The organism is Promicromonospora sp. NPDC059942 (assembly GCF_042731755.1).
GTDB lineage: Bacteria > Actinomycetota > Actinomycetes > Actinomycetales > Cellulomonadaceae > Promicromonospora.
Genome location: NZ_JBHWLR010000020.1, coordinates 59,015 through 76,981, shown reverse-complemented (window position 1 = coordinate 76,981; position 17,967 = coordinate 59,015). Strand labels below are relative to the sequence as shown.

Here is a 17,967-nt window from a genome sequence, read left to right as displayed (position 1 = left end):
CGCCGGGCCCGCCCGGCGCGCGCGTCGTGACGCCGGGGCCGCCTCCCGGCGCCGGGTCCGTGGCCGACCAGCACGAGCGCATGCTCACCTACCGCAAGACGCTGCTGGAGCAGCGGGCACAGCAGCGCGCGGCTACGGTCGAGGGGATCACCGCCGTCCTGGCGCCGGACGCGCACCGCCTGCGGGTCCCCGTCGAGGTGGCGATCTCGCTGGTCGAGTCCGCCATCGCGGGCGCGCACCTGCGGATCGACCACCTGCAGCCCGCGGTGCCGGCCGACGTGCTGGCCGACGCCCTCGTGAACGGCCTCGCCGGCCCCCCGAAATTGCCTGGCCCCGACACCGTGGAGGGTGCAGCCTCCACTGCGGGAGCCGGTGCACCAGGTTCTTCAACCCCCAGCCCTGAAGGGAACTCTTGATGCTCGTCACGCTCGCCCGGAGATATCTGGGCCCGTACCGCTGGGCGGTGGTCGCGGTGCTCGTCCTGCAGCTGGTGCAGACGCTCGCGGCCCTGTACCTGCCCAGCCTCAACGCCGACATCATCGACCGCGGCGTGGTGCGCGGCGACATCGGCTACATCTGGAGCACGGGCGGCTGGATGCTGGTCGTGTCGCTGGGCCAGGTCGTCGCCTCGGTGATCGCCGTCTACTTCGGCGCGCAGGTCGCCACGGCGTTCGGCCGTGACCTGCGGCGCGACGTGTTCCACTCCGTGCAGACCTACTCGGCGCGCGAGATGGCGCAGTTCGGGGCGCCGACCCTGATCACGCGCAGCACCAACGACGTGCAGCAGGTCCAGATGACCGTGCTGATGACGTTCACCATCATGGTGATGGCGCCGATCATGCTGGTCGGCGGCGTCATCCTGGCGCTGTCCGAGAACGTCACGCTGTCCGCGCTGCTCGTCGTCATCGTGCCGGTGCTGGCCGCCACGGCCGGCGTCATCGTCTGGCGCATGGTGCCGCACTTCCGGCGCATGCAGAAGCGGATCGACGCCATCAACTCCGTGCTGCGCGAGCAGATCACGGGCCTGCGCGTGGTCCGGGCGTTCGTGCGCGAGCGCCGCGAGTCCCAGCGCTTCGGCGTGGTGAACGAGGAGCTGTTCGACACCTCGCTGCGCGCCGGCCGCCTGATGGCGCTGACGTTCCCGGTGGTCATGCTCATCATGAACCTGTCGTCCGTGGCCGTGCTGTGGTTCGGCGCGCACCTCATCGAGGACGGGAGCATGCAGATCGGCTCCCTGACGGCGTTCCTGAGCTACCTCATGTACATCCTCATGGCCGTGATGATGTCCACGATGATCTTCATGATGATCCCGCGCGCCGCGGTCGCGGCGGAGCGGATCGGGGAGGTCCTGGACACCGAGCCGTCCGTCGTCGACCCGGAGCACCCGGTCGCCCTGCCCGGCCTGCGGGTCGTGGAGGACGGTTCGCCGGACAGCAACGGTTCGCCGGGGAGCAACGGTTCGCCCGACGGCGCCGGCGCGGGTCCGCGCGGCCGCGTCACCTTCGAGGGTGTCGAGTTCGGGTACCCGGGCGCCGAGGAGCCCGTGCTGCACGACCTGACGTTCACGGCCGAGCCGGGCCAGATCACGGCGATCATCGGCTCGACCGGCTCCGGCAAGTCGACCCTGCTCAACCTGGTGCCGCGCCTCTTCGACGCCACCGGCGGCACGGTCCGGGTGGACGACGTCGACGTGCGGGACCTCCTGCAGCGCGACCTCGGCTCGCTCATGGGCCTGGTGCCGCAGAAGGCGTTCCTGTTCACCGGGACCGTCGCTGACAACCTCCGGTACGGCAAGCCCGACGCCACCGAGGACGAGATGTGGGCGGCCCTCGAGGTGGCGCAGGCGCGCGACTTCGTCGAGGCGCTGCCGGACGGCCTGGAGTCCGTCGTGGCGCAGGGCGGCTCGACGTTCTCCGGCGGGCAGCGGCAACGCCTCGCCATCGCGCGGGCGGTGATCCGCAAGCCCCGCATCTACCTGTTCGACGACAGCTTCTCCGCCCTCGACTACGCGACCGACGCCCGGCTGCGGGCGGCCCTGCGGCCGCAGACCGCGGACGCGACGGTGATCGTCGTCGCGCAGCGCGTGGCGACCATCCGCGACGCCGAGCAGATCCTGGTGCTCGACCACGGCCGGATCGTCGGCCGCGGCACGCACGCGCAGCTGCTGGCGGACAACCCGACGTACCAGGAGATCGTGACGTCCCAGATGAGTTTGGAGGAGGCCGCATGATCAACGATGGCGAAGCCCTGATCATGCGGGCCGACCGGGTGCGGGTGTCCCGCAAGGTAGAGGAGGAGGCGGCGTGAGCAACGAGGAGAAGCAGTCCCAGGGGGAGAGCACGACGGCGACGCCGCCCCGCGGCCCCGGCGGTCCCGGGCGTGGCCCCGGCGGGGGCGGGCCGATGGGCATGGGCATGGGTATGCCCGTGCAGAAGCCGATGGACTTCAAGGGTTCGCTGCGCCGGTTCGCCGGCATGCTGCGCCCCGAGCGCCTGAACGTCGTGGTGCTCATGGTGCTCGGCATCGGCTCGGTGGCCCTGACCGTGCTCGGGCCCAAGCTGCTCGGCAACGCGACCAACGTGATCTTCGCGGGCGTCGTGGGCGCGCAGCTCCCCGCCGGGGAGACGATCGAGCAGGCCGAGGCCGGCCTGCGCGCGGCGGGCCAGGACCAGATGGCCGACCTGCTGAAGGGCGTGGTGGGGGTGGTGCCCGGCCAGGGCATCGACTTCACGCTGCTCATGCAGACCCTGGGCTGGGTCGTCGCGGCGTACGTCGGGGCGTTCCTGTTCGGCTGGCTCCAGTCGCGCATCACCGCCGGCGTCGTGCAGCGCACGATGCGGGACCTGCGCGACCAGGTGGAGGCGAAGCTGCACCGCATCCCGCTCTCCTACGTGGACGCCAAGCAGCGCGGCGAGATCCTCTCGCGCGTCACCAACGACATCGACAACGTGGCGCAGACCACCACGCAGACCCTCGCGCAGCTCGTCACCGCCGTCCTGACGGTGATCGGCGTGCTCGGCATGATGTTCTGGATCTCGCCGGTCCTGGCGCTCGTGGCGCTCGTGACGGTGCCGCTGTCCGTGACCCTCACGGCGCAGATCGCCAAGCGCAGCCAGCCGCAGTTCGTGGAGCAGTGGGCGGCCACGGGGCGCCTGAACGCGCACATCGAGGAGTCGTTCACCGGGCACGCGCTCGTGAAGGTCTACGGGCACCAGGAGTCCACGGCCGAGGCGTTCGCCGAGGAGAACCGCGCGCTGTACTCGTCCAGCTTCAAGGCGCAGTTCATCTCGGGCACGATCCAGCCGGCGATGGGCTTCCTGGCGAACCTGAACTACGTGATCGTCGCGGTGATCGGCGGCCTGCGCGTCGCCTCGGGCACGCTGTCGCTGGGTGACGTGCAGGCGTTCATCCAGTACTCGCGCCAGTTCACGCAGCCGCTCACGCAGGTGGCCTCCATGATGAACCTGCTGCAGTCCGGCGTGGCCTCCGCCGAGCGGGTGTTCGACCTGCTGGACGCGCCGGAGCAGTCCGCGGACCCGGAGCGGTCGCAGAAGGTGGAGCCGGTGCGCGGCCGGGTCGCGTTCGAGGACGTCACGTTCTCGTACACGCCCGAGCAGCCCCTGATCACCGGGCTGAACCTGGTCGCGGAGCCGGGCCAGACCATCGCCATCGTCGGCCCCACGGGCGCCGGCAAGACGACGCTGGTCAACCTCCTCATGCGGTTCTACGAGGTGGACGGCGGGCGCATCACCCTGGACGGCGTGGACACGCGCGACATGTCGCGCGACGACCTGCGCTCGTCGGTCGGGATGGTGCTCCAGGACACCTGGCTGTTCAAGGGCAGCATCGAGGAGAACCTCCGGTACGGCGTGCCCGACGGCGTCACGGTGGACGAGGACGAGTTCCTCGCCGCCACCCGGGCCACCCACGTGGACCCGTTCGTGCGTACGCTGCCGGACGGCTACGACACCGTCGTGGACGAGGAGGGCTCGTCGGTCTCGGCGGGCGAGAAGCAGCTCCTCACGCTCGCGCGGGCATTCCTGGCGGACCCTGCGATCCTCGTGCTCGACGAGGCGACGTCGTCCGTGGACACCCGCACCGAGGTGCTGGTGCAGGAGGCCATGAACCGGCTGCGCAAGGACCGGACGTCGTTCGTCATCGCGCACCGCCTGTCCACGATCCGCGACGCCGACGTGATCCTCGTGATGGAGCACGGCGACATCGTGGAGCAGGGCTCGCACGACGACCTGCTCGCCGCGAACGGCGCGTACGCGCGCCTGTACGCGAGCCAGTTCGCGGCCCCGGTCGTGGAGGAGCCGGCGGCGACGTAGTGCGCACGCGGCGGCCTCGGCCGCCACGAAGGACCATGCAGCTGCTGCCAGGACCCACCACGTCCTGGCAGCAGCTGCATGGACCTTTTTGTCAGGCTCGGTCCGACTTTGTCAGGCTCGGTCCGGCCAGGTCAGGAAGCGGCCACCGCGTGGGGGTCGGTCCCGTTGAGCGTGGCGACCACCTGGTCGTAGTCGCCGCGGACCTCGCCGTAGCGGAGGAACTTGACCCGCTCCACCTGGATCTCGTGCGCGTCGGGCCGGCTCTCCAGCAGCGCGAGGGCCTCGTCGACGAACTCGTCCAGCGGCATGGCCAGCGGGTTGGTGTCCTGCCCGGGCATCAGCTCGGTCTGCACGGACGGCGGCACCAGCTCCACCACGGACACGCTCGTGCCCGCGAGCTGCAGGCGGATGCTCTCCGAGAGCATGTGGACCGCCGCCTTGGACGCGTTGTACGACGGCGTGACGCCGAGCGGCGTGAAGGCGAGGCCCGACGACACGGTGAGGATCGTCGCGTCGGGGCGGCTCTGCAGGTGCTCGGTGAACGCGGCGATCAGCCGGATCGGGCCGAGCACGTTGGTGGTGACGACGGCCTCGGCGTCGGCGAGGAAGCCCGGGGTGCGCCAGTCCTCGGCGCGCATGATCCCGGCCATCGGGACCAGCACGTTGACGGCGGGGAACCGCTCGATCACCTCGGCGGACGCGGACGCGATCGAGGCGGGGTCGCTGGTGTCGACGCGCACGGTGCCGAAGTCGTGCTCCGCGGCGAGGGCGTCCAGCGCCGTCGTGTCGCGGCCGCCGACGATCACGGTGTTGCCCCGGGCCTGGAGGCGGACCGCGAGGGCGAGGCCGATGCCGCGCGTGCCGCCGGGGATGAAGACGGTGTTTCCGTAGGTGTTCATGGCTCCACCGTGCGGCCCCGGCGCCGACGGCGGGAGAGACCCGGTGAACCAGGGACCGGCGGTCCCTGGTTCACCCGGCGGGCGCGGCGCACGATGGGGGCATGAACCGCGCAGCCCTCGCCGACTTCCTCCGCCGACGCCGCGAGGCGCTACGCCCGTCCGACGTCGGCCTCGTGCCCGGGCCCCGCCGTCGCGCGCCCGGGCTGCGCCGCGAGGAGGTCGCCGCCCTGACCGGGATGTCGGTCGACTACTACGCGCGGCTGGAGCAGCAGCGCGGGCCGCAGCCGTCCGAGCAGATGCTCGCCGCGCTCGCCCGGTCCCTGCGCCTGACCGCCGACGAGCGCGACTACCTGTTCCGTCTCGCCGGGCACGGCGTGCCGCGGCGCACGCCGGCCGACTCCCACGTGGCACCCGCCCTGCTCCGGGTGCTCGACCGCCTGGAGGACGCCCCGGCGCTGATCATCTCGGGCCTGGGCGAGACGCTCGTGCAGAACCGCCTCGCCGAGGCGGTCTTCGGCCCGGCGCCCACGACCGGCCTGGCGCGCAGCTCCGTCTACCGGTGGTTCACCGACCCCGCGTCCCGGGACGTCTACCCGCCCGAGGACCACGACCGGCAGGCCCGGAGCCAGGTCGCCTCCCTGCGGGCGGCCCACGCGGCGGCCGGGCCCGGCTCGCGTGCCGACGAGATGCTGCGCGTCCTGCTGCGGGAGAGCCCGGAGTTCGTGCGGCTCTGGGAGCTGCACGAGGTGTCCCGCCGGTTCGAGGACCACAAGACGCTGGTGCACCCCGAGGTGGGCCGCATCGACGTGGACTGCCAGGCGCTGTTCACCGAGGACCAGTCCCAGGCCCTCCTGGTGCTCACCCCCGCGCCGGGCAGCGCGGCCGAGGAGAAGATCCGCCTGCTCGCGGTGCTGGGGCACGAGACGTTCGCGTAGGTGCGAGGATCGCCTGGTGCACGACGACGAACGCTGCCCCTGCCTCTCCGGCGACACCTACGGCGCCTGCTGCGGGCGCTACCACTCCGGCGCCGCGGCCGCCCCGACGGCCGAGGCGCTGATGCGCTCCCGCTACTCCGCGTTCGCGGTGGGGGACGGCGCCTACCTGCTGGCCACGTGGGCGCCGGACACCCGGCCCGACGACGCCGGGGTGGGGGACGAGCAGTGGCGCCGCCTCGACATCCACCGCACGGAGCGCGGCGGCCCGTTCGACACCACCGGCCTCGTGGAGTTCACCGCCTTCTACCGCTCCCCGGTCACGGGCGTGCGGGGCAGCCTGCACGAGACCAGCCGCTTCGTCCGCGAGGACGGCCGCTGGTTCTACGTCGACGGCGCCCGCGAGGCCCACACGGGCTAGGCCCCGCGACGTCGGTGCCTGGGCCGCCGGACCCTGTGCCGGCCGGCCGATCGTCGGCCGGGGACCGCCGGCGTCGCCGTAGCCCGGGCGAGGGTGGCCGGGTGGGCCGGACTCCGTTCACCAGGGACCCGGCAAGTTCGGCCTGGCCGGATAGTCCGGCAGGGCTGGCATAGCAGGGTCGCAGCCGATCGAAATCCGGGTCACCCGGCCACCCCCGCATTGGTGGTGTCCACCTGCCGGGGCGTCGACGCCCGGCAGGGTGCAGCGACCGGCCGCACCGAGGAGGCCGGTCAGATCCAGCCCTCCTCCCACGCGCGGTGGGCCGCCGCGTGTCGGGTCGCGACGCCGAGCTTGGCCATCGCCGAGGACAGGTAGTTGCGCACCGTGCCGGGTGCGAGGTGCACGGCGGACGCGATCTCGGACACCTGCGCGCCGGCCCGCGCCGCCCGCAGCACCTCCAGCTCCCGGTCCGTCAGCGGGCACTCGTTCTCCGTGAGCGCGGACGCCGCGATCTCGGGGTCCACGTACCGGTGCCCGACGGCGACGTCGCGCACGATCTGCGCGAGCCGCGCCGCGGGCGTCGACTTGGGGACGAAACCGCTCACCCCGGCGGCCAGCGCCCGGCGCAGGACGGCGGGGCGGGCGTGCCGCGTGACGATGATGATGCGGGGCGGTGTGCCGTCGGCGCCGGCCAGGATCTGCCCGGCGGCGTGCAGCCCGTCGGTGGGCGGCATCTCCAGGTCGAGCACCGCGACGTCGGGCCGGTGCTGCCCCGCGAGCCGGACCGCCTGGGTGGTGGTGGCTGCCTCGGCCACGACGTGCAGGTCCTCCTCGAGGTCGAGAAGGGCGCACAGCGCCCCGCGCAGCAGCTCCTCGTCGTCGGCCAGCAGCAGGCGGATCATCCGGTCACCGTCGCCGTGACCACGAACCGGTCCTCGTCGCTGACCCAGGACAGGCGCCCGCCGACGGCGTCGAGGCGCTCCGCGAGGGAGGCCAGCCCGGTCCCGTCGCCCGTCGTGCCGACCGCGCCGGCGGAACCGGCCTCCGCCGAGCCGTTGCCCGACGCCGCCGGCCGCGCGCCGTCGTTGTCGATCACGAGGCGCGCGCCGGCGTCGTCCGGGACCAGGACGATTGCCGCGCGCGTGGCGCTGCTGTGCCGCAGCACGTTGGTGGTGGCCTCGCGGACCACGAGGCCCAGCAGGCTGCGCGGCGCCTGGGGAAGGGCGGCGGCGAGGCCCGCGTCGACGTCGGCGCGGACCTCGACGCCCGCCGCGGCCAGGACCCTGGACGCGTTGGCGATCTCGGCGTCGAGCGTGGTGCGCCGGTAGCCCTGCACCAGGGCACGGGTCTCGCGCAGGGCGTCCCCGGCGAGCTGCTGCACCTCCCGCATCTGCTCCGCGGCGCGCGCCGGGTCGGCCTCCGCCAGGCGCGCGGCGAGCTCGCTCTTCAGGGCGATCACCTGGAGGTGGTGCCCCTGGATGTCGTGCAGGTCGGCGGCGAACCGCAGGCGCTCGTCCGCCACGGCGAGCTGTCCGGCGAGCCGCCGGGCGTCGTCGAGCCGCGTGGCCACCTGCCAGCCGTGGAGCATGCCGAGCATGGCCGGGCCGAACGCCACGACCATGAGGGTCGGCATCCACACCGCGTGCGCCACGTTGGGCTCGCCCGTGGCCAACGCCGTGACCAGGCCGATCGCGGGCAGGACGACCAGCGCGATGCCCAGCGCCTGCCACGCCCGGCGCGGCGGCAGGAACATGACGAGCACCGCGATCGTGGCGGCGGGCGCGATGGACCAGATCCCGAAGTTGCCGACGGCGAGCGGCACCGCTGCGGCAACCACTGCGGCGCCGATGGCGGTGACCAGCCAGCCGGCCGACGGCGCCCGGTCCCGCATCCGCTGCCCCAGCAGCACGCCGCACGCGACGATCGTGGTCGCCGTGGACAGGCCGGTCAGGGCGCGCAGCCCGGCGGGTACGTCGGGGTCCAGCACCCAGTCGCCGACGGCGAAGCCCAGCACGCACGCCACGGTGCCCGCCAGCCCCCACCAGACGTTGCGGCGGAAGCTCGCGAGTCCGCTGCCGCCGTCGTCCGCGACGGCCGGGCCGGTGCTCATGACGCCATCCTGCCAGCGCCGACGCGGGTCCGGGGCGTGCCGCGGCGCCTTGATGACATCTGTCATACGGGCTCGTGACAAGTGCCCGCGCCCGGGTGCGGTCCGGCACTACTGGCGCCCCGCGCCGCGCGACAGCGTGGAGAACAGCGCGGCGAGGAACGCCGCCCGGAGCGAGGAGACGGCGAGATGACGGAGACGACAGGCCGGGTCACGGCGGGAACGGCCGGCACGGCGGCGGCCTCGATGACGGTGGCGGTCCGGGGAGACGGCACGGGGGACACCGCGTCGCCCACGGCGACCCACGCGGCGGCCCACGGAGCCGCCCGCGCCCACGTGGCCCACGACACCGCACCGGTGTCCCGGGCCCGCGTGGTCGGCCGGTTCCTGGCGCACCTGGCCGAGATGGTCGTGGTGATGGTGCTCGGCATGCTGGCGCTGGCCCCGGCATGGGACCTGGCGGGCGCCGCCCTCGGCGTCGAGGCGGCGCTGGCCCGGCCGGACGTCGGGGCCGTGGTGATGGTCCTGGACATGGTCGCGGCCATGACGGTGTGGATGCGGGTGCGGCGGCACGGCTGGGCCGCGATCTGGGAGATGAACGCCGCGATGGCGGCGCCGTTCGCGGTGCTGCTGGCGCTGTTCTGGGCCGGGGCGGCGACGGCGGGCGACCTGATGCTCTGGGGCCACGTGCTGATGGTGCCGGCCATGGCGGGCGCGATGCTGCTGCGCCCGGCCGAGTACACGCAGCACGTCCACGGGTTCGACCTGGCGTGGCTGCGGGGCCGGTGGCCCGTGCTGCTCGGGCTGGCGCTGCTCGCGTGCACGATCGCGGGCGGCGTGGGCGGGCTCCCGCCGTGGCTGATCCTGGGGGTCGCGCTCGTGTACCCCGTGGTGGGCCTGGTGCGGCGCAGCATCCGGGGCCGGTCGATGGTGCTGCTGCAGGCCGCCGGGCTCGCGGTGTTCGCGGTGGTCGCGCTGCTGGCCACGGCCTTCGCGGGGCAGGACACCGGGGCGTACGTGGTCGCGGCGGGCCTGGTGGGCCACGCGGTCTGGGACGCGTTCCACCACCGGGCCGGCGCGGTCGTGTGGCGCTGGTACGCCGAGGCGTGCGTGGTCTACGACCTGCTGCTGGCCGCGGCGGTGGTCGCGGTGACGTTCGCGCCCTGAGGCGGCGGTACCCAGCCCTGCGACGCCCCAGGTCAGGGAGCCCGGCCGGATCCTGCGTGATTCCCGCAGGATCCGGCCGGGCCGCGCGTGGCGGCACGCCCGGCGGCGTCGGGCACCCCTACGTTGGGGCGCTATGGACAGCGCGCCCGGAACCGTCCCCGGCATCCAGCCCGGAACCCCGCCCAGCATCCTCGAGCTGCGGATCCACGGCGTCGCGAACGCGCTGCCGTACGGCGCGCTCGGCCTGCCCCGGGACGAGGTGACCCAGTCCGACGGCGACGGCCTGGGCAGCTTCTGGGTCCCGACGCCGGCCGCCGAGGCGCGGGACCGGGCGCTCCCGCCGGGCGACGTGCACGCGATCCGCCCCGACGTGCGCCGCGAGGCCTACTCGTGGGGCGCGATGGCCCGCCTCGGCGGACTGCCGTTCGGCGGCATCCTGGGCGTGGTGGGAACCGTCGCGGTGCGCCTGCTGTGGGCTGCGATGGTCCCGTTCGGCCTGGTCAACGCCGCGTATTGGGCCCGCCGCATCCCGGCCCCGGCCCTGGCGGCGCACCGGCCCACGGCGCGCGACACGCGCCCGGGCAGCCTGCGCCCGGACCCGACGGCCGCGCTGACCCGCGTGTTCTCGCTCGGGCTGACGCTGCTGTTCGTCTCGGCCGTCGCGACGGTCGCGCTGTCGGTGGTCGCCACGCGCTGCATCGGGCTGGCCGGCCCCGGCCCCGACGCGGTGGTCCCCGTCTGCGCCCGCATCCCCGAGGCGCTCCACGGCCTGGCCCGGCTCGACGTCGGCGACCGCCTGGCGCTCCTCTCGCTGGTCCCGGTGCTGCTGGTCGCGATCCTGGTGGCCGTGGCGCACGGCGGCCAGGTCCGGTTCGAGTCGAAGTTCTCGGTGATGCGCGCCGGGCGCACCGTGCCGCCGTCGGGCCCGCCGCTGCACCGCGCGGGCTTCTGGTCGCAGCGCTCGGGCTCGGGCCTGCTGTGGGCGCACCTGGGCGCGGCGCTCGCCCTGACGGGGCAGTACCTCACCTGGACGCGCTACGCCGACGCCGGCCTGCCGGCCCCCGGCCTCCCGCTGGTGGCCCTGGTCGTGATCCTGGGGGCGTGCGCGTTCGTCGCCCTGCGTACCGACGACGACGGCGTCCAGGCGGTCACCCCGCGCTGGAAGGCCCGGGCCGGCCTCGCCGTGTTCGCCGCCGGGCTGCTGGTCTGGCTGCTGGCGTGCGCCGCCTGCGTCGCCGGGCCGCAGCCGGAGCGGATGCCCGCGCTGATCGGCCTGGACCTCGTGCCGGCGCTGCTCGGCGTCGGTCTGGGCGGCATCGCCGCGACGGGCCTCGCCTGGCGCACCGCGCGCAGCACCCGGGCCGTCGCGGCGTGGACGGCGGTGCCGGTGGTCGCCACCGCGTGCGTCGGGGTCGTGCTGGTCACCCAGCCGGGCCCGGGGCTGCGCTACCTGCTCGTGGCCGTCGCGCTGTTCGCCGTGCTGAGCCCCGTCGTGGTCGTGGGGGCCGCGATGCTGCTGCGGCGCCGGGCCACCGAGGGCTGGAACGGCGCCGGGACGGGGGTGTTCCTGCTGGTCTCCGTCGCGGCGGCAGCCGTCTACTCCAGCCTGCTGGTGCTCGGTGTGCAGTGGGCCCTGCGCACCGGCGAGCACCCCGCGCCGGAGCCCCTCGGGGGCGGCCTGGTCGGCGTCGCGCGCACCGTGCCCGACCCCGAGCTCGTGCGGGTCCCGCCGGTCTACACCGAGTTCGGCACGGCGTCCGTGGTGATCGCGCTCGTGTTCGTGGTGCTGCTGGTCGTGGCGGCGGCCGGGCCGTACGTCATCGACACCCTGCGCTCGCGGGCGCTCTGGATCCCGGGCGCGCCGCGCACGCTCGGGCCACCGTACGGCCCCGCGGTGCCCGCCTGGCGGGCGGTCGCGGACGCCCCGGGCCCCGACGGCGGCGCCAACCCCGTGCTGGAGCGGGTGCTGCGGGGCCGGCAGGTCGCGGCCATGTCGCACCGGGTGGAGCTCGCCGGCGGCGCCCTGGCGGCCGCGTGCTACGTCGCGGCCCTGGTGGCCCACATCCCGCTGATCGCCCGGCCCGGCGGCACCGGGGCGGTCCAGGTGCCCCCGTGGCTGTCGTCCCTGGCGGTGCCGGCCCTCGGGGTGCTCGCGGCGACGCTGGTGGCCAGCGCGCTGGCGGGCGCCTCGGGCGGCGTCCCGGGCCGTCCGTGGGGGCTGCTGTGGGACCTCCTGTGCTTCCTGCCGCGCAGCGCCCACCCGTTCGGCCCGCCGAGCTACGCCGAGCGCGTGGTGCCCGAGGTGCGCTCCCGCGTGGACGCCTGGCTCACCGGCGCCGACATCGCCGACGACGCCGAGCGCGCGCGAGTTGCTCCCGGGCGGCGCGTCGTGCTGTCCGGGCACTCGATGGGCGGCGTGCTGGCGGCCGCGGTCATCCTGATCCGGGCGGGCAACCCGGTGGCCGACGGCGCGTCCGACACGTCGTCCGGCACGTCGTCCGACACGTCGTCCAACACTGCCGACGGGCGCATCGGGCTGCTGACCTACGGCATGCAGCTGCGGCCGTTCTTCGGCCGGTTCTTCCCCGACCTCCTGGGGTCGTCGACGACGGGCCTGCCGCCCAGCACCGGACCCGCCTGGTCCGCGGACCCGTGGGGCGGGCAGGTCGAGGCCACCGCTCGCGACGAGCGCGCGGCAGGTTCCGGACCCGGGGCCGTTCCGGCGGCGCCGTTGACGCCGGAGGGCCCCGAGCCCGGTTCGGGGGAACAGGCCACGCTGCTCTCGCTGCTGACCTGCGGTGCGAAGCCCGCGTGGGTGAACCTGTGGCGGCGCACCGACTTCCTGGGCTTCCCGGTGATGGGCTACGGGGAGAACGACGTCGACCGCGGGGCGGAGGAGATGGACCGGTCGGCGTATCTCTTCGCGGTGGCGACGCACTCGGGGTATCCGGCGTCGTGGGCGTACCACGAGGCGCTGGACGAGGTGATCGGTCGGCTGAGGGTGCGGCTGACGCCGGCCGGGCAGTCGGGTGCCCAGCCGGCGGTCACGCAGCGAGGGGAGCCGGGCTGACGACGTCGCGGAGCCGGGCCAGCGCGGACTCGAGGATCTGCGCCACGCGCTCCTTGGTCACGCCGAGGCGGCGGCTGATCTCGTCGAGGGTGCGCGTGGTGCCGTCCAGGAGGCCGAAGCGCATCTCCAGGACCCGGGCCTCGACGGCGTCCAGGTGGGCCAGGGCCTGCCGGACGCGGCGGCGCAGCAGGTTCTGCTCGGGGGTGGGCCCGCTCGTGCGCTCGGCCTGCTCGGCGGCGGCGACGGCGCGGACGATCGAGCGGCGTACCCAGCGGTGGGCGTACGCGGCGAACGTGCCGTGCGCGGGGTCGTACGAGTCGGCGGCGCGGACCAGGCCGACGTTGCCCTCCTGCACGAGGTCCATGAACGGCAGGCGGCCCGCGTAGGAGCCGGCGACGGCCGGGACGAGGCGGAGGTGGGCGAGGACGAGACGCTCCTTCGCGTATTGCCCGTCCTTGACCCTGGTCTCAAGCTGTGCGCGCAGGCTGGGGGAGACCGCAGTGGCGTCGAGGGTGCGCGCGGCGTCCGCTCCGGCGACTGCTCGCTCGAGGAGGGACTCCAGCTGCGCGTCGTCCAGCGACGGCGTGCGCTCGATCATTGCCGCGTAGGACTGCGGCAACGCCGGGTGCGGGGCGGGTTCCTTGCCGCGGCGCGGGCGGGGAGACCGGGAGTTCCTGGCAGTTCTCATCGCAGCTCTCCTGTTGAGTGAGACGAACTTTCCTTGCCCCGGAGAATATGGAGTCTTGAGGCTCCGTGGGAAGAGGGGAGAGTTTCGCTGTGAGAGATAACGGGACGATAACGGTGTGCCAGCCGGCTGCCGCGCGGCAACGCGCGTTCCAGGCAGGACAGTCCGGGCCCCCTCCGGAAGACTCGTGACATGGGCCCGCGTGCCTTCCCCTGGGTGCTGCACGTCGACCTCGACCAGTTCCTGGTCGCGGTCGAGATCCTGCGGCGCCCCGAGCTCGCCGGGCGGCAGGTCATCGTGGGCGGGCGCGGCGACCCGGCGGAACGGACGGTGGTCTCCACCGCGTCGTACGAGGCGCGGGAGCTCGGCGTCGGGTCGGGCATGCCGCTGCGGGTCGCGGCCCGCAAGGCGCCGGATGCGATCATCCTGCCCGTCGATCGCGAGGCCTATCTCGAGGCCTCGGGCCACGTCATGGAGACCCTGCGCGGGCTCGGCACGGTGGTCGAGGTGCTCGGCTGGGACGAGGCGTTCCTCGGCTGCGACACCGACGACCCGGAGGCCGTCGCCCGCCGGGCGCAGGCGGCGGTCCTCGACGCCACCGGCCTGCGCTGCTCGGTCGGCATCGGCGACAACAAGATCCGCGCGAAGATCGCCACCGGGTTCGGCAAGCCCGCGGGCATCTTCCGCCTCACCGGGCACAACTGGTTCGACGTGATGGGTGGCCGGCCCACCATCGACCTGTGGGGCGTCGGGCCCAAGGTGTCCAAGCGCCTCGCGGCCCACGGCATCGCGACCGTCGCCGACCTCGCCGCGGCCGACGGCGACGTGCTGGTCGCCGAGTTCGGGCCGCGCATGGGCGCCTGGTACGGCGAGCTGGGCCGGGGGCACGGCTCCGCCGTCGTCGACGACACGCCGTGGGTGGCGCGCGGGCACAGCCGCGAGACCACCTACCAGCGCAACCTCACCACGCCCGAGCAGGTGGAGGCCGCGCTGCGGGACCTGGTCACGCAGGTGCACGCCGACACCGAGGCGGAAGGGCGGCCGGTCTTCCGGGTGGGCCTCAAGGTGCGCTACGCGCCCTTCTTCACGCAGGACCGCTCGAAGAAGCTGTCGGCCCCGACGCGGTCGCTCGGGGACCTGACCGCCGCCGTCCTCGCCCTCGCGGAGGGCATGGAACCAGGCCGCGAGGTGCGCCTGCTCGGCGTCCGCGCCGAGATGGTGATGCCCGACGACGGCGACCCGGTCGAGCGCACTCCCGTCCGCGGGCAGATCTGACCGGACCGTCAGGGAGAATGGATCGGTGACCACCCTCGACGTCGTCCGCATCGACGACCCCGCCGACGAGCGCCTGGCCGACTACAACAGCCTCACGGACGTGGTCCTGCGCTCCAAGCACGAGCCGGCCAAGGGCCTGTACATCGCCGAGAGCTCCACGGTGATCCGGCGGGCGCTCGCGGCGGGGCACCGGCCGCGCTCGTTCCTCATGGCGCCCAAGTGGCTCGACTCGATGAGCGAGGTGATCGCCCAGTCCGGCGCCCCCGTCTACGTCGCCGAGGAGCCGCTGCTCAAGGAGATCACGGGCTTCCACCTGCACCGCGGCGCCCTGGCCGCGATGCACCGGCCGCCGCTGCCGAGCGTGCGCGAGCTGCTCGCGGGGGCGCGGGGCGGGGCGGGCGCGCGGCGGGTGGCGGTGCTGGAGGACGTCGTGGACCACACCAACGTCGGCGCCGCCTTCCGCAGCGCCGCCGCGCTCGGCGTGGACGCGGTGCTCGTCTCGCCGCGCTGCTCGGACCCGCTCTACCGGCGCTCGGTGCGGGTGTCGATGGGCACCGTGTTCCAGGTGCCGTGGACCCGGGTCGAGGAGTGGCCGGCGGGCCTGCACGACCTGCGCGCGGACGGTTTCACGGTCGCCGCGCTGGCCCTGACGGACGACTCGATCACGCTCGACGAGCTGGTCGCGGACCCGCCGGACAAGCTCGCGCTCGTGCTCGGCACCGAGGGCGACGGCCTGACCAAGGGCGCGGTCGAGGCCGCCGACCTGGTGGTGCGCATCCCGATGGCGGGCGACGTCGACTCCCTCAACGTCGCCGCGGCGTCGGCGGTGGCCTTCTGGGCCACCCGCGTCTGACGGCGCCCGCGGCCGGGCGCCGCGCGACGCCGCGCCGGCTCAGAGCAGCTGGTACCGGCTCAGAGCAGCTGGTACCGGCTCAGAGCAGCTGGGACCGGCGGGGAGCGGAGGTCTCGCGCTGGATCTCGTCCTGGCGGCCCTGCCAGCCCTTGAACTTCTCCTGCGCCTCCATCTCCTGGGGGCTGGGCGCCAGCCCGACCACCAGCAGCATCATGATCGTGCTGATCGTGACGCCGATGATGAGCGGCCCTAGGAGCGCTCCCACACCGATGCCGCTCTCGATCGGCATGATCGCGTTGGTCTCCTCGGCCCGCATGGCCGCCATGCCCGTGTAGTGCATCCCGGAGACGGCGAGGCCCATGATGACCGTCGCGCCCGCGCCGGCGGCGAAGTTGCGCACCTTCGCCGAGAGCCAGAGGCCCGCGGTCGCGGCGACGATCCCGATGACCACCGACGCGATGACGGTCGGGATGTCGTAGGTGATCTCCACGCCCACGTGCAGGGCGCGCATCCCGAGGTAGTGCATGGCGGCGATGCCCAGGCCGGTGATCAGGCCGCCCGCGACCAGGGCGACCGGCCCGACGCCCGCGGCGCGGACGATGAACAGGCCGAGGCCCACGACGACGATGGCGAGCAGGCCGCTCACCAGCGTCAGCGGGACGTCGAAGCGGGTCTCGGTGCCCCGGACGTAGAAACCGAGCATGGCGACGAAGTGCATCACCCAGATGCCCGTGCCGCCGATCGAGATCGCGCCGAGGCCGAGCCAGGCGACGCTCGCGAAGCCATGGGCCACGCGGGCGCGGGCCGTACAGGTCAGGCCGACGGCGCAGCCGGCGCACGAGAGCAGGAACGAGAGGACGGGGGTGACCCAGCCCAGCGCGAAGTGGTCGATCATGATGTCGTTCTCCAGCGAGTGCAGAGTGTGCAAGGGGGGTGCGACCCGCCGCCGCTCGAGAGCGCCGCGAGGACATCGCGAGGACGTCGCGAAGACATCGAAGCGGTTCGGATCGTCGCCAAGTTAGCGGGTCTATGGGACGAGATGCACTGTTTGTACAGGGTTAATTTCACCGCCGAAGGGGTGATCTTTTCGCTCCGTGTGGTGCCGCTTTTCCCGGGGTTTCCGTTCCTCGCCCGCGGTGCGCCGACGCTGTGACGCAGGTCCCGTCCCACGGTCCGGAGGGAGTGGAACAGGCCCGGCAAAGTTAGGTTAGGCTCACCGTCGTGACCATCAAGACCGAGGGGCTCGCCGTCAAGCCCTCGCGAATGTTCGATGTCCAGGTCGCGCGCGTGACGCGCCTGTGCCCGTCCTTCGTCCGGTTCACCTTCACGGGTCCGGACCTGGACAAGTTCGCGGACAACGGCCGTGACCAGCGCATCAAGCTGCTGCTCCCGTCGCCCCAGGGCGGTTGGGACGCCCTGCGCCGCGACGACCCCGACTGGTACGCCGCCTGGCGCATGCTCCCCGACGAGCACCGCAACCCGATGCGCACCTACACGGTCCGGACCGTGCGGCAGAACATGCGCGAGGTCGACGTCGACGTCGTGATGCACGGTGACACCGGCCCCGCGTCGCGCTGGGCCCTGACGGCGGCCGCCGGCGACCCCCTGGTCATCATGGGTCCCAACGCCGAGTACGACGGCGTGCACGGCGGCGTCGAGTTCGCCCCGCCGGCGTGCGGCCACGCGCTGCTGCTGGCCGGTGACGAGACCGCGGTGCCCGCCATCGCGGCCATCTGCGAGTCCCTGCCCGCGGACGCCGTGGGCGAGGTCTTCCTGGAGGTGCCCCACCCCGAGGACGGCTGGCAGCTCGGCGCGCCCGAGGGCGTGCGCGTGCACTGGCTGGCCCGCGACGGGCGCGAGCACGGCGACGTGCTGGTCCCGGCCGTGCAGGCCGCCGCCGACCGGCTGCTCGCGATGGGTGTGCGGCCGTCGTCGGACACCTCGCCGGCGCTGACCGCCGCGGGCGTCGACCTCTCCGGCGAGGCCGACGACGTCGACATCGACACGGGCATCCTCTGGGAGGTGCCGGTCGACGAGGCGGGCCGCCCCCTGGCGCAGGACACCGTGCTGTACGCGTGGCTCGCGGGCGAGGCGGGCGTCATCAAGACGCTGCGCCGCTACCTGGTCAACGAGTGCCAGGTGGACCGCAAGTCCGTGGCGTTCATGGGCTACTGGCGCAAGGGCCGCGCGGAGAACTGATTCCGCGGTGTACGAGCCCACGAACCGC

At 73.9% G+C, this 17,967-nt stretch carries 13 protein-coding genes and 2 pseudogenes; 10 read left to right on the top strand and 5 right to left on the bottom strand.

What is annotated here, in order from left to right; genetic code table 11:
• The 3 genes and pseudogenes from ACFV9Q_RS24760 to ACFV9Q_RS24750 form a co-directional block, all read left to right on the top strand.
• A pseudogene (locus ACFV9Q_RS24760) lies at positions 1-416 on the top strand (hypothetical protein); the annotation flags it as partial.
• A complete protein-coding gene (locus tag ACFV9Q_RS24755; RefSeq protein ID WP_377236615.1) occupies positions 416-2,230 on the top strand; it encodes an ABC transporter ATP-binding protein in 1,815 nt (604 codons plus the stop codon). The pseudogene ACFV9Q_RS24760 and the gene ACFV9Q_RS24755, both read left to right, overlap by 1 nt.
• Before the next feature lie 190 nt (positions 2,231-2,420).
• Positions 2,421-4,331 (top strand): ABC transporter ATP-binding protein, encoded by a 1,911-nt coding sequence (locus tag ACFV9Q_RS24750; protein ID WP_377236617.1) that lies wholly within the window; start codon positions 2,421-2,423, stop codon positions 4,329-4,331.
• Positions 4,332-4,462: 131 nt separating this feature from the next.
• Here the strand turns inward: ACFV9Q_RS24750 and ACFV9Q_RS24745 are convergent, their stop codons facing one another.
• Positions 4,463-5,230, bottom strand: coding sequence for an SDR family oxidoreductase (locus ACFV9Q_RS24745; protein WP_377236614.1), 768 nt, complete (start codon positions 5,228-5,230; stop codon positions 4,463-4,465).
• A gap of 101 nt (positions 5,231-5,331) precedes the next feature.
• On the opposite strand from ACFV9Q_RS24745, the gene ACFV9Q_RS24740 reads away from it, so the two are divergent.
• Positions 5,332-6,165, top strand: a complete 834-nt coding sequence (locus tag ACFV9Q_RS24740; RefSeq protein WP_377236613.1) for a helix-turn-helix transcriptional regulator — start codon at positions 5,332-5,334, stop codon at positions 6,163-6,165.
• A 16-nt stretch (positions 6,166-6,181) separates the two neighbouring features.
• The gene (locus tag ACFV9Q_RS24735) at positions 6,182-6,583 is read left to right on the top strand and encodes a YchJ family protein (protein ID WP_377236612.1); all 402 of its coding nucleotides are present in this window, start codon (positions 6,182-6,184) and stop codon (positions 6,581-6,583) included.
• A 290-nt stretch (positions 6,584-6,873) separates the two neighbouring features.
• Here ACFV9Q_RS24735 and ACFV9Q_RS24730 read toward each other — a convergent pair whose 3' ends face one another.
• Positions 6,874-7,485: a DNA-binding response regulator gene (locus ACFV9Q_RS24730; RefSeq protein WP_377236611.1), complete on the bottom strand. Its 612-nt coding sequence runs from the start codon at positions 7,483-7,485 to the stop codon at positions 6,874-6,876.
• Positions 7,482-8,693, bottom strand: a complete 1,212-nt coding sequence (locus ACFV9Q_RS24725; RefSeq protein WP_377236610.1) for a sensor histidine kinase — start codon at positions 8,691-8,693, stop codon at positions 7,482-7,484. The genes ACFV9Q_RS24730 and ACFV9Q_RS24725 overlap by 4 nt, the downstream gene beginning before the upstream one ends.
• 787 nt (positions 8,694-9,480) lie before the next feature.
• Between ACFV9Q_RS24725 and ACFV9Q_RS24720 the strand changes: the two are divergent.
• Together ACFV9Q_RS24720 and ACFV9Q_RS24715 are read left to right on the top strand one after the other, a co-directional pair.
• Positions 9,481-9,552, top strand: a pseudogene (locus ACFV9Q_RS24720) (hypothetical protein); the annotation flags it as partial.
• A 438-nt stretch (positions 9,553-9,990) separates the two neighbouring features.
• The gene (locus tag ACFV9Q_RS24715; protein WP_377236609.1) at positions 9,991-12,927 is read left to right on the top strand and encodes a hypothetical protein; all 2,937 of its coding nucleotides are present in this window, start codon (positions 9,991-9,993) and stop codon (positions 12,925-12,927) included.
• On the opposite strand, the gene ACFV9Q_RS24710 is transcribed toward ACFV9Q_RS24715, so the two are convergent.
• The gene (locus tag ACFV9Q_RS24710) at positions 12,902-13,615 is read right to left on the bottom strand and encodes a sigma-70 family RNA polymerase sigma factor (RefSeq protein WP_377228903.1); all 714 of its coding nucleotides are present in this window, start codon (positions 13,613-13,615) and stop codon (positions 12,902-12,904) included. The two genes, ACFV9Q_RS24715 and ACFV9Q_RS24710, sit on opposite strands and share 26 nt — an antisense overlap.
• Positions 13,616-13,804: 189 nt before the next feature.
• Between ACFV9Q_RS24710 and ACFV9Q_RS24705 the strand changes: the two genes are divergently transcribed.
• Positions 13,805-14,887: a DNA polymerase IV gene (locus tag ACFV9Q_RS24705; protein WP_377236608.1), complete on the top strand. Its 1,083-nt coding sequence runs from the start codon at positions 13,805-13,807 to the stop codon at positions 14,885-14,887.
• A gap of 25 nt (positions 14,888-14,912) precedes the next feature.
• The gene (locus tag ACFV9Q_RS24700; RefSeq protein WP_377236607.1) at positions 14,913-15,740 is read left to right on the top strand and encodes a TrmH family RNA methyltransferase; all 828 of its coding nucleotides are present in this window, start codon (positions 14,913-14,915) and stop codon (positions 15,738-15,740) included.
• 79 nt (positions 15,741-15,819) lie between these two features.
• Here the strand turns inward: ACFV9Q_RS24700 and ACFV9Q_RS24695 are convergent, their stop codons facing one another.
• Positions 15,820-16,635, bottom strand: coding sequence for an MHYT domain-containing protein (locus tag ACFV9Q_RS24695; RefSeq protein ID WP_377236606.1), 816 nt, complete (start codon positions 16,633-16,635; stop codon positions 15,820-15,822).
• Between the two features lie 326 nt (positions 16,636-16,961).
• Here ACFV9Q_RS24695 and ACFV9Q_RS24690 point away from each other — a divergent pair, with 326 nt between their 5' ends.
• The gene (locus ACFV9Q_RS24690) at positions 16,962-17,939 is read left to right on the top strand and encodes a siderophore-interacting protein (RefSeq protein ID WP_377236605.1); all 978 of its coding nucleotides are present in this window, start codon (positions 16,962-16,964) and stop codon (positions 17,937-17,939) included.
• Positions 17,940-17,967: the final 28 nt, after the last annotated feature.

Bases quoted from the DNA above. Each gene is read 5' to 3' on its own strand.
- ACFV9Q_RS24755 (WP_377236615.1), top strand. From the start codon at position 416: ATGCTCGTCACGCTCGCCCGGAGATATCTGGGCCCGTACCGCTGGGCG.
- ACFV9Q_RS24750 (WP_377236617.1), top strand. From the start codon at position 2,421: ATGCCCGTGCAGAAGCCGATGGACTTCAAGGGTTCGCTGCGCCGGTTC.
- ACFV9Q_RS24745 (WP_377236614.1), bottom strand. From the start codon at position 5,230: ATGAACACCTACGGAAACACCGTCTTCATCCCCGGCGGCACGCGCGGC.
- ACFV9Q_RS24740 (WP_377236613.1), top strand. From the start codon at position 5,332: ATGAACCGCGCAGCCCTCGCCGACTTCCTCCGCCGACGCCGCGAGGCG.
- ACFV9Q_RS24730 (WP_377236611.1), bottom strand. From the start codon at position 7,485: ATGATCCGCCTGCTGCTGGCCGACGACGAGGAGCTGCTGCGCGGGGCG.
- ACFV9Q_RS24725 (WP_377236610.1), bottom strand. From the start codon at position 8,693: ATGAGCACCGGCCCGGCCGTCGCGGACGACGGCGGCAGCGGACTCGCG.
- ACFV9Q_RS24715 (WP_377236609.1), top strand. From the start codon at position 9,991: ATGGACAGCGCGCCCGGAACCGTCCCCGGCATCCAGCCCGGAACCCCG.
- ACFV9Q_RS24710 (WP_377228903.1), bottom strand. From the start codon at position 13,615: ATGAGAACTGCCAGGAACTCCCGGTCTCCCCGCCCGCGCCGCGGCAAG.
- ACFV9Q_RS24705 (WP_377236608.1), top strand. From the start codon at position 13,805: ATGGGCCCGCGTGCCTTCCCCTGGGTGCTGCACGTCGACCTCGACCAG.
- ACFV9Q_RS24695 (WP_377236606.1), bottom strand. From the start codon at position 16,635: ATGATCGACCACTTCGCGCTGGGCTGGGTCACCCCCGTCCTCTCGTTC.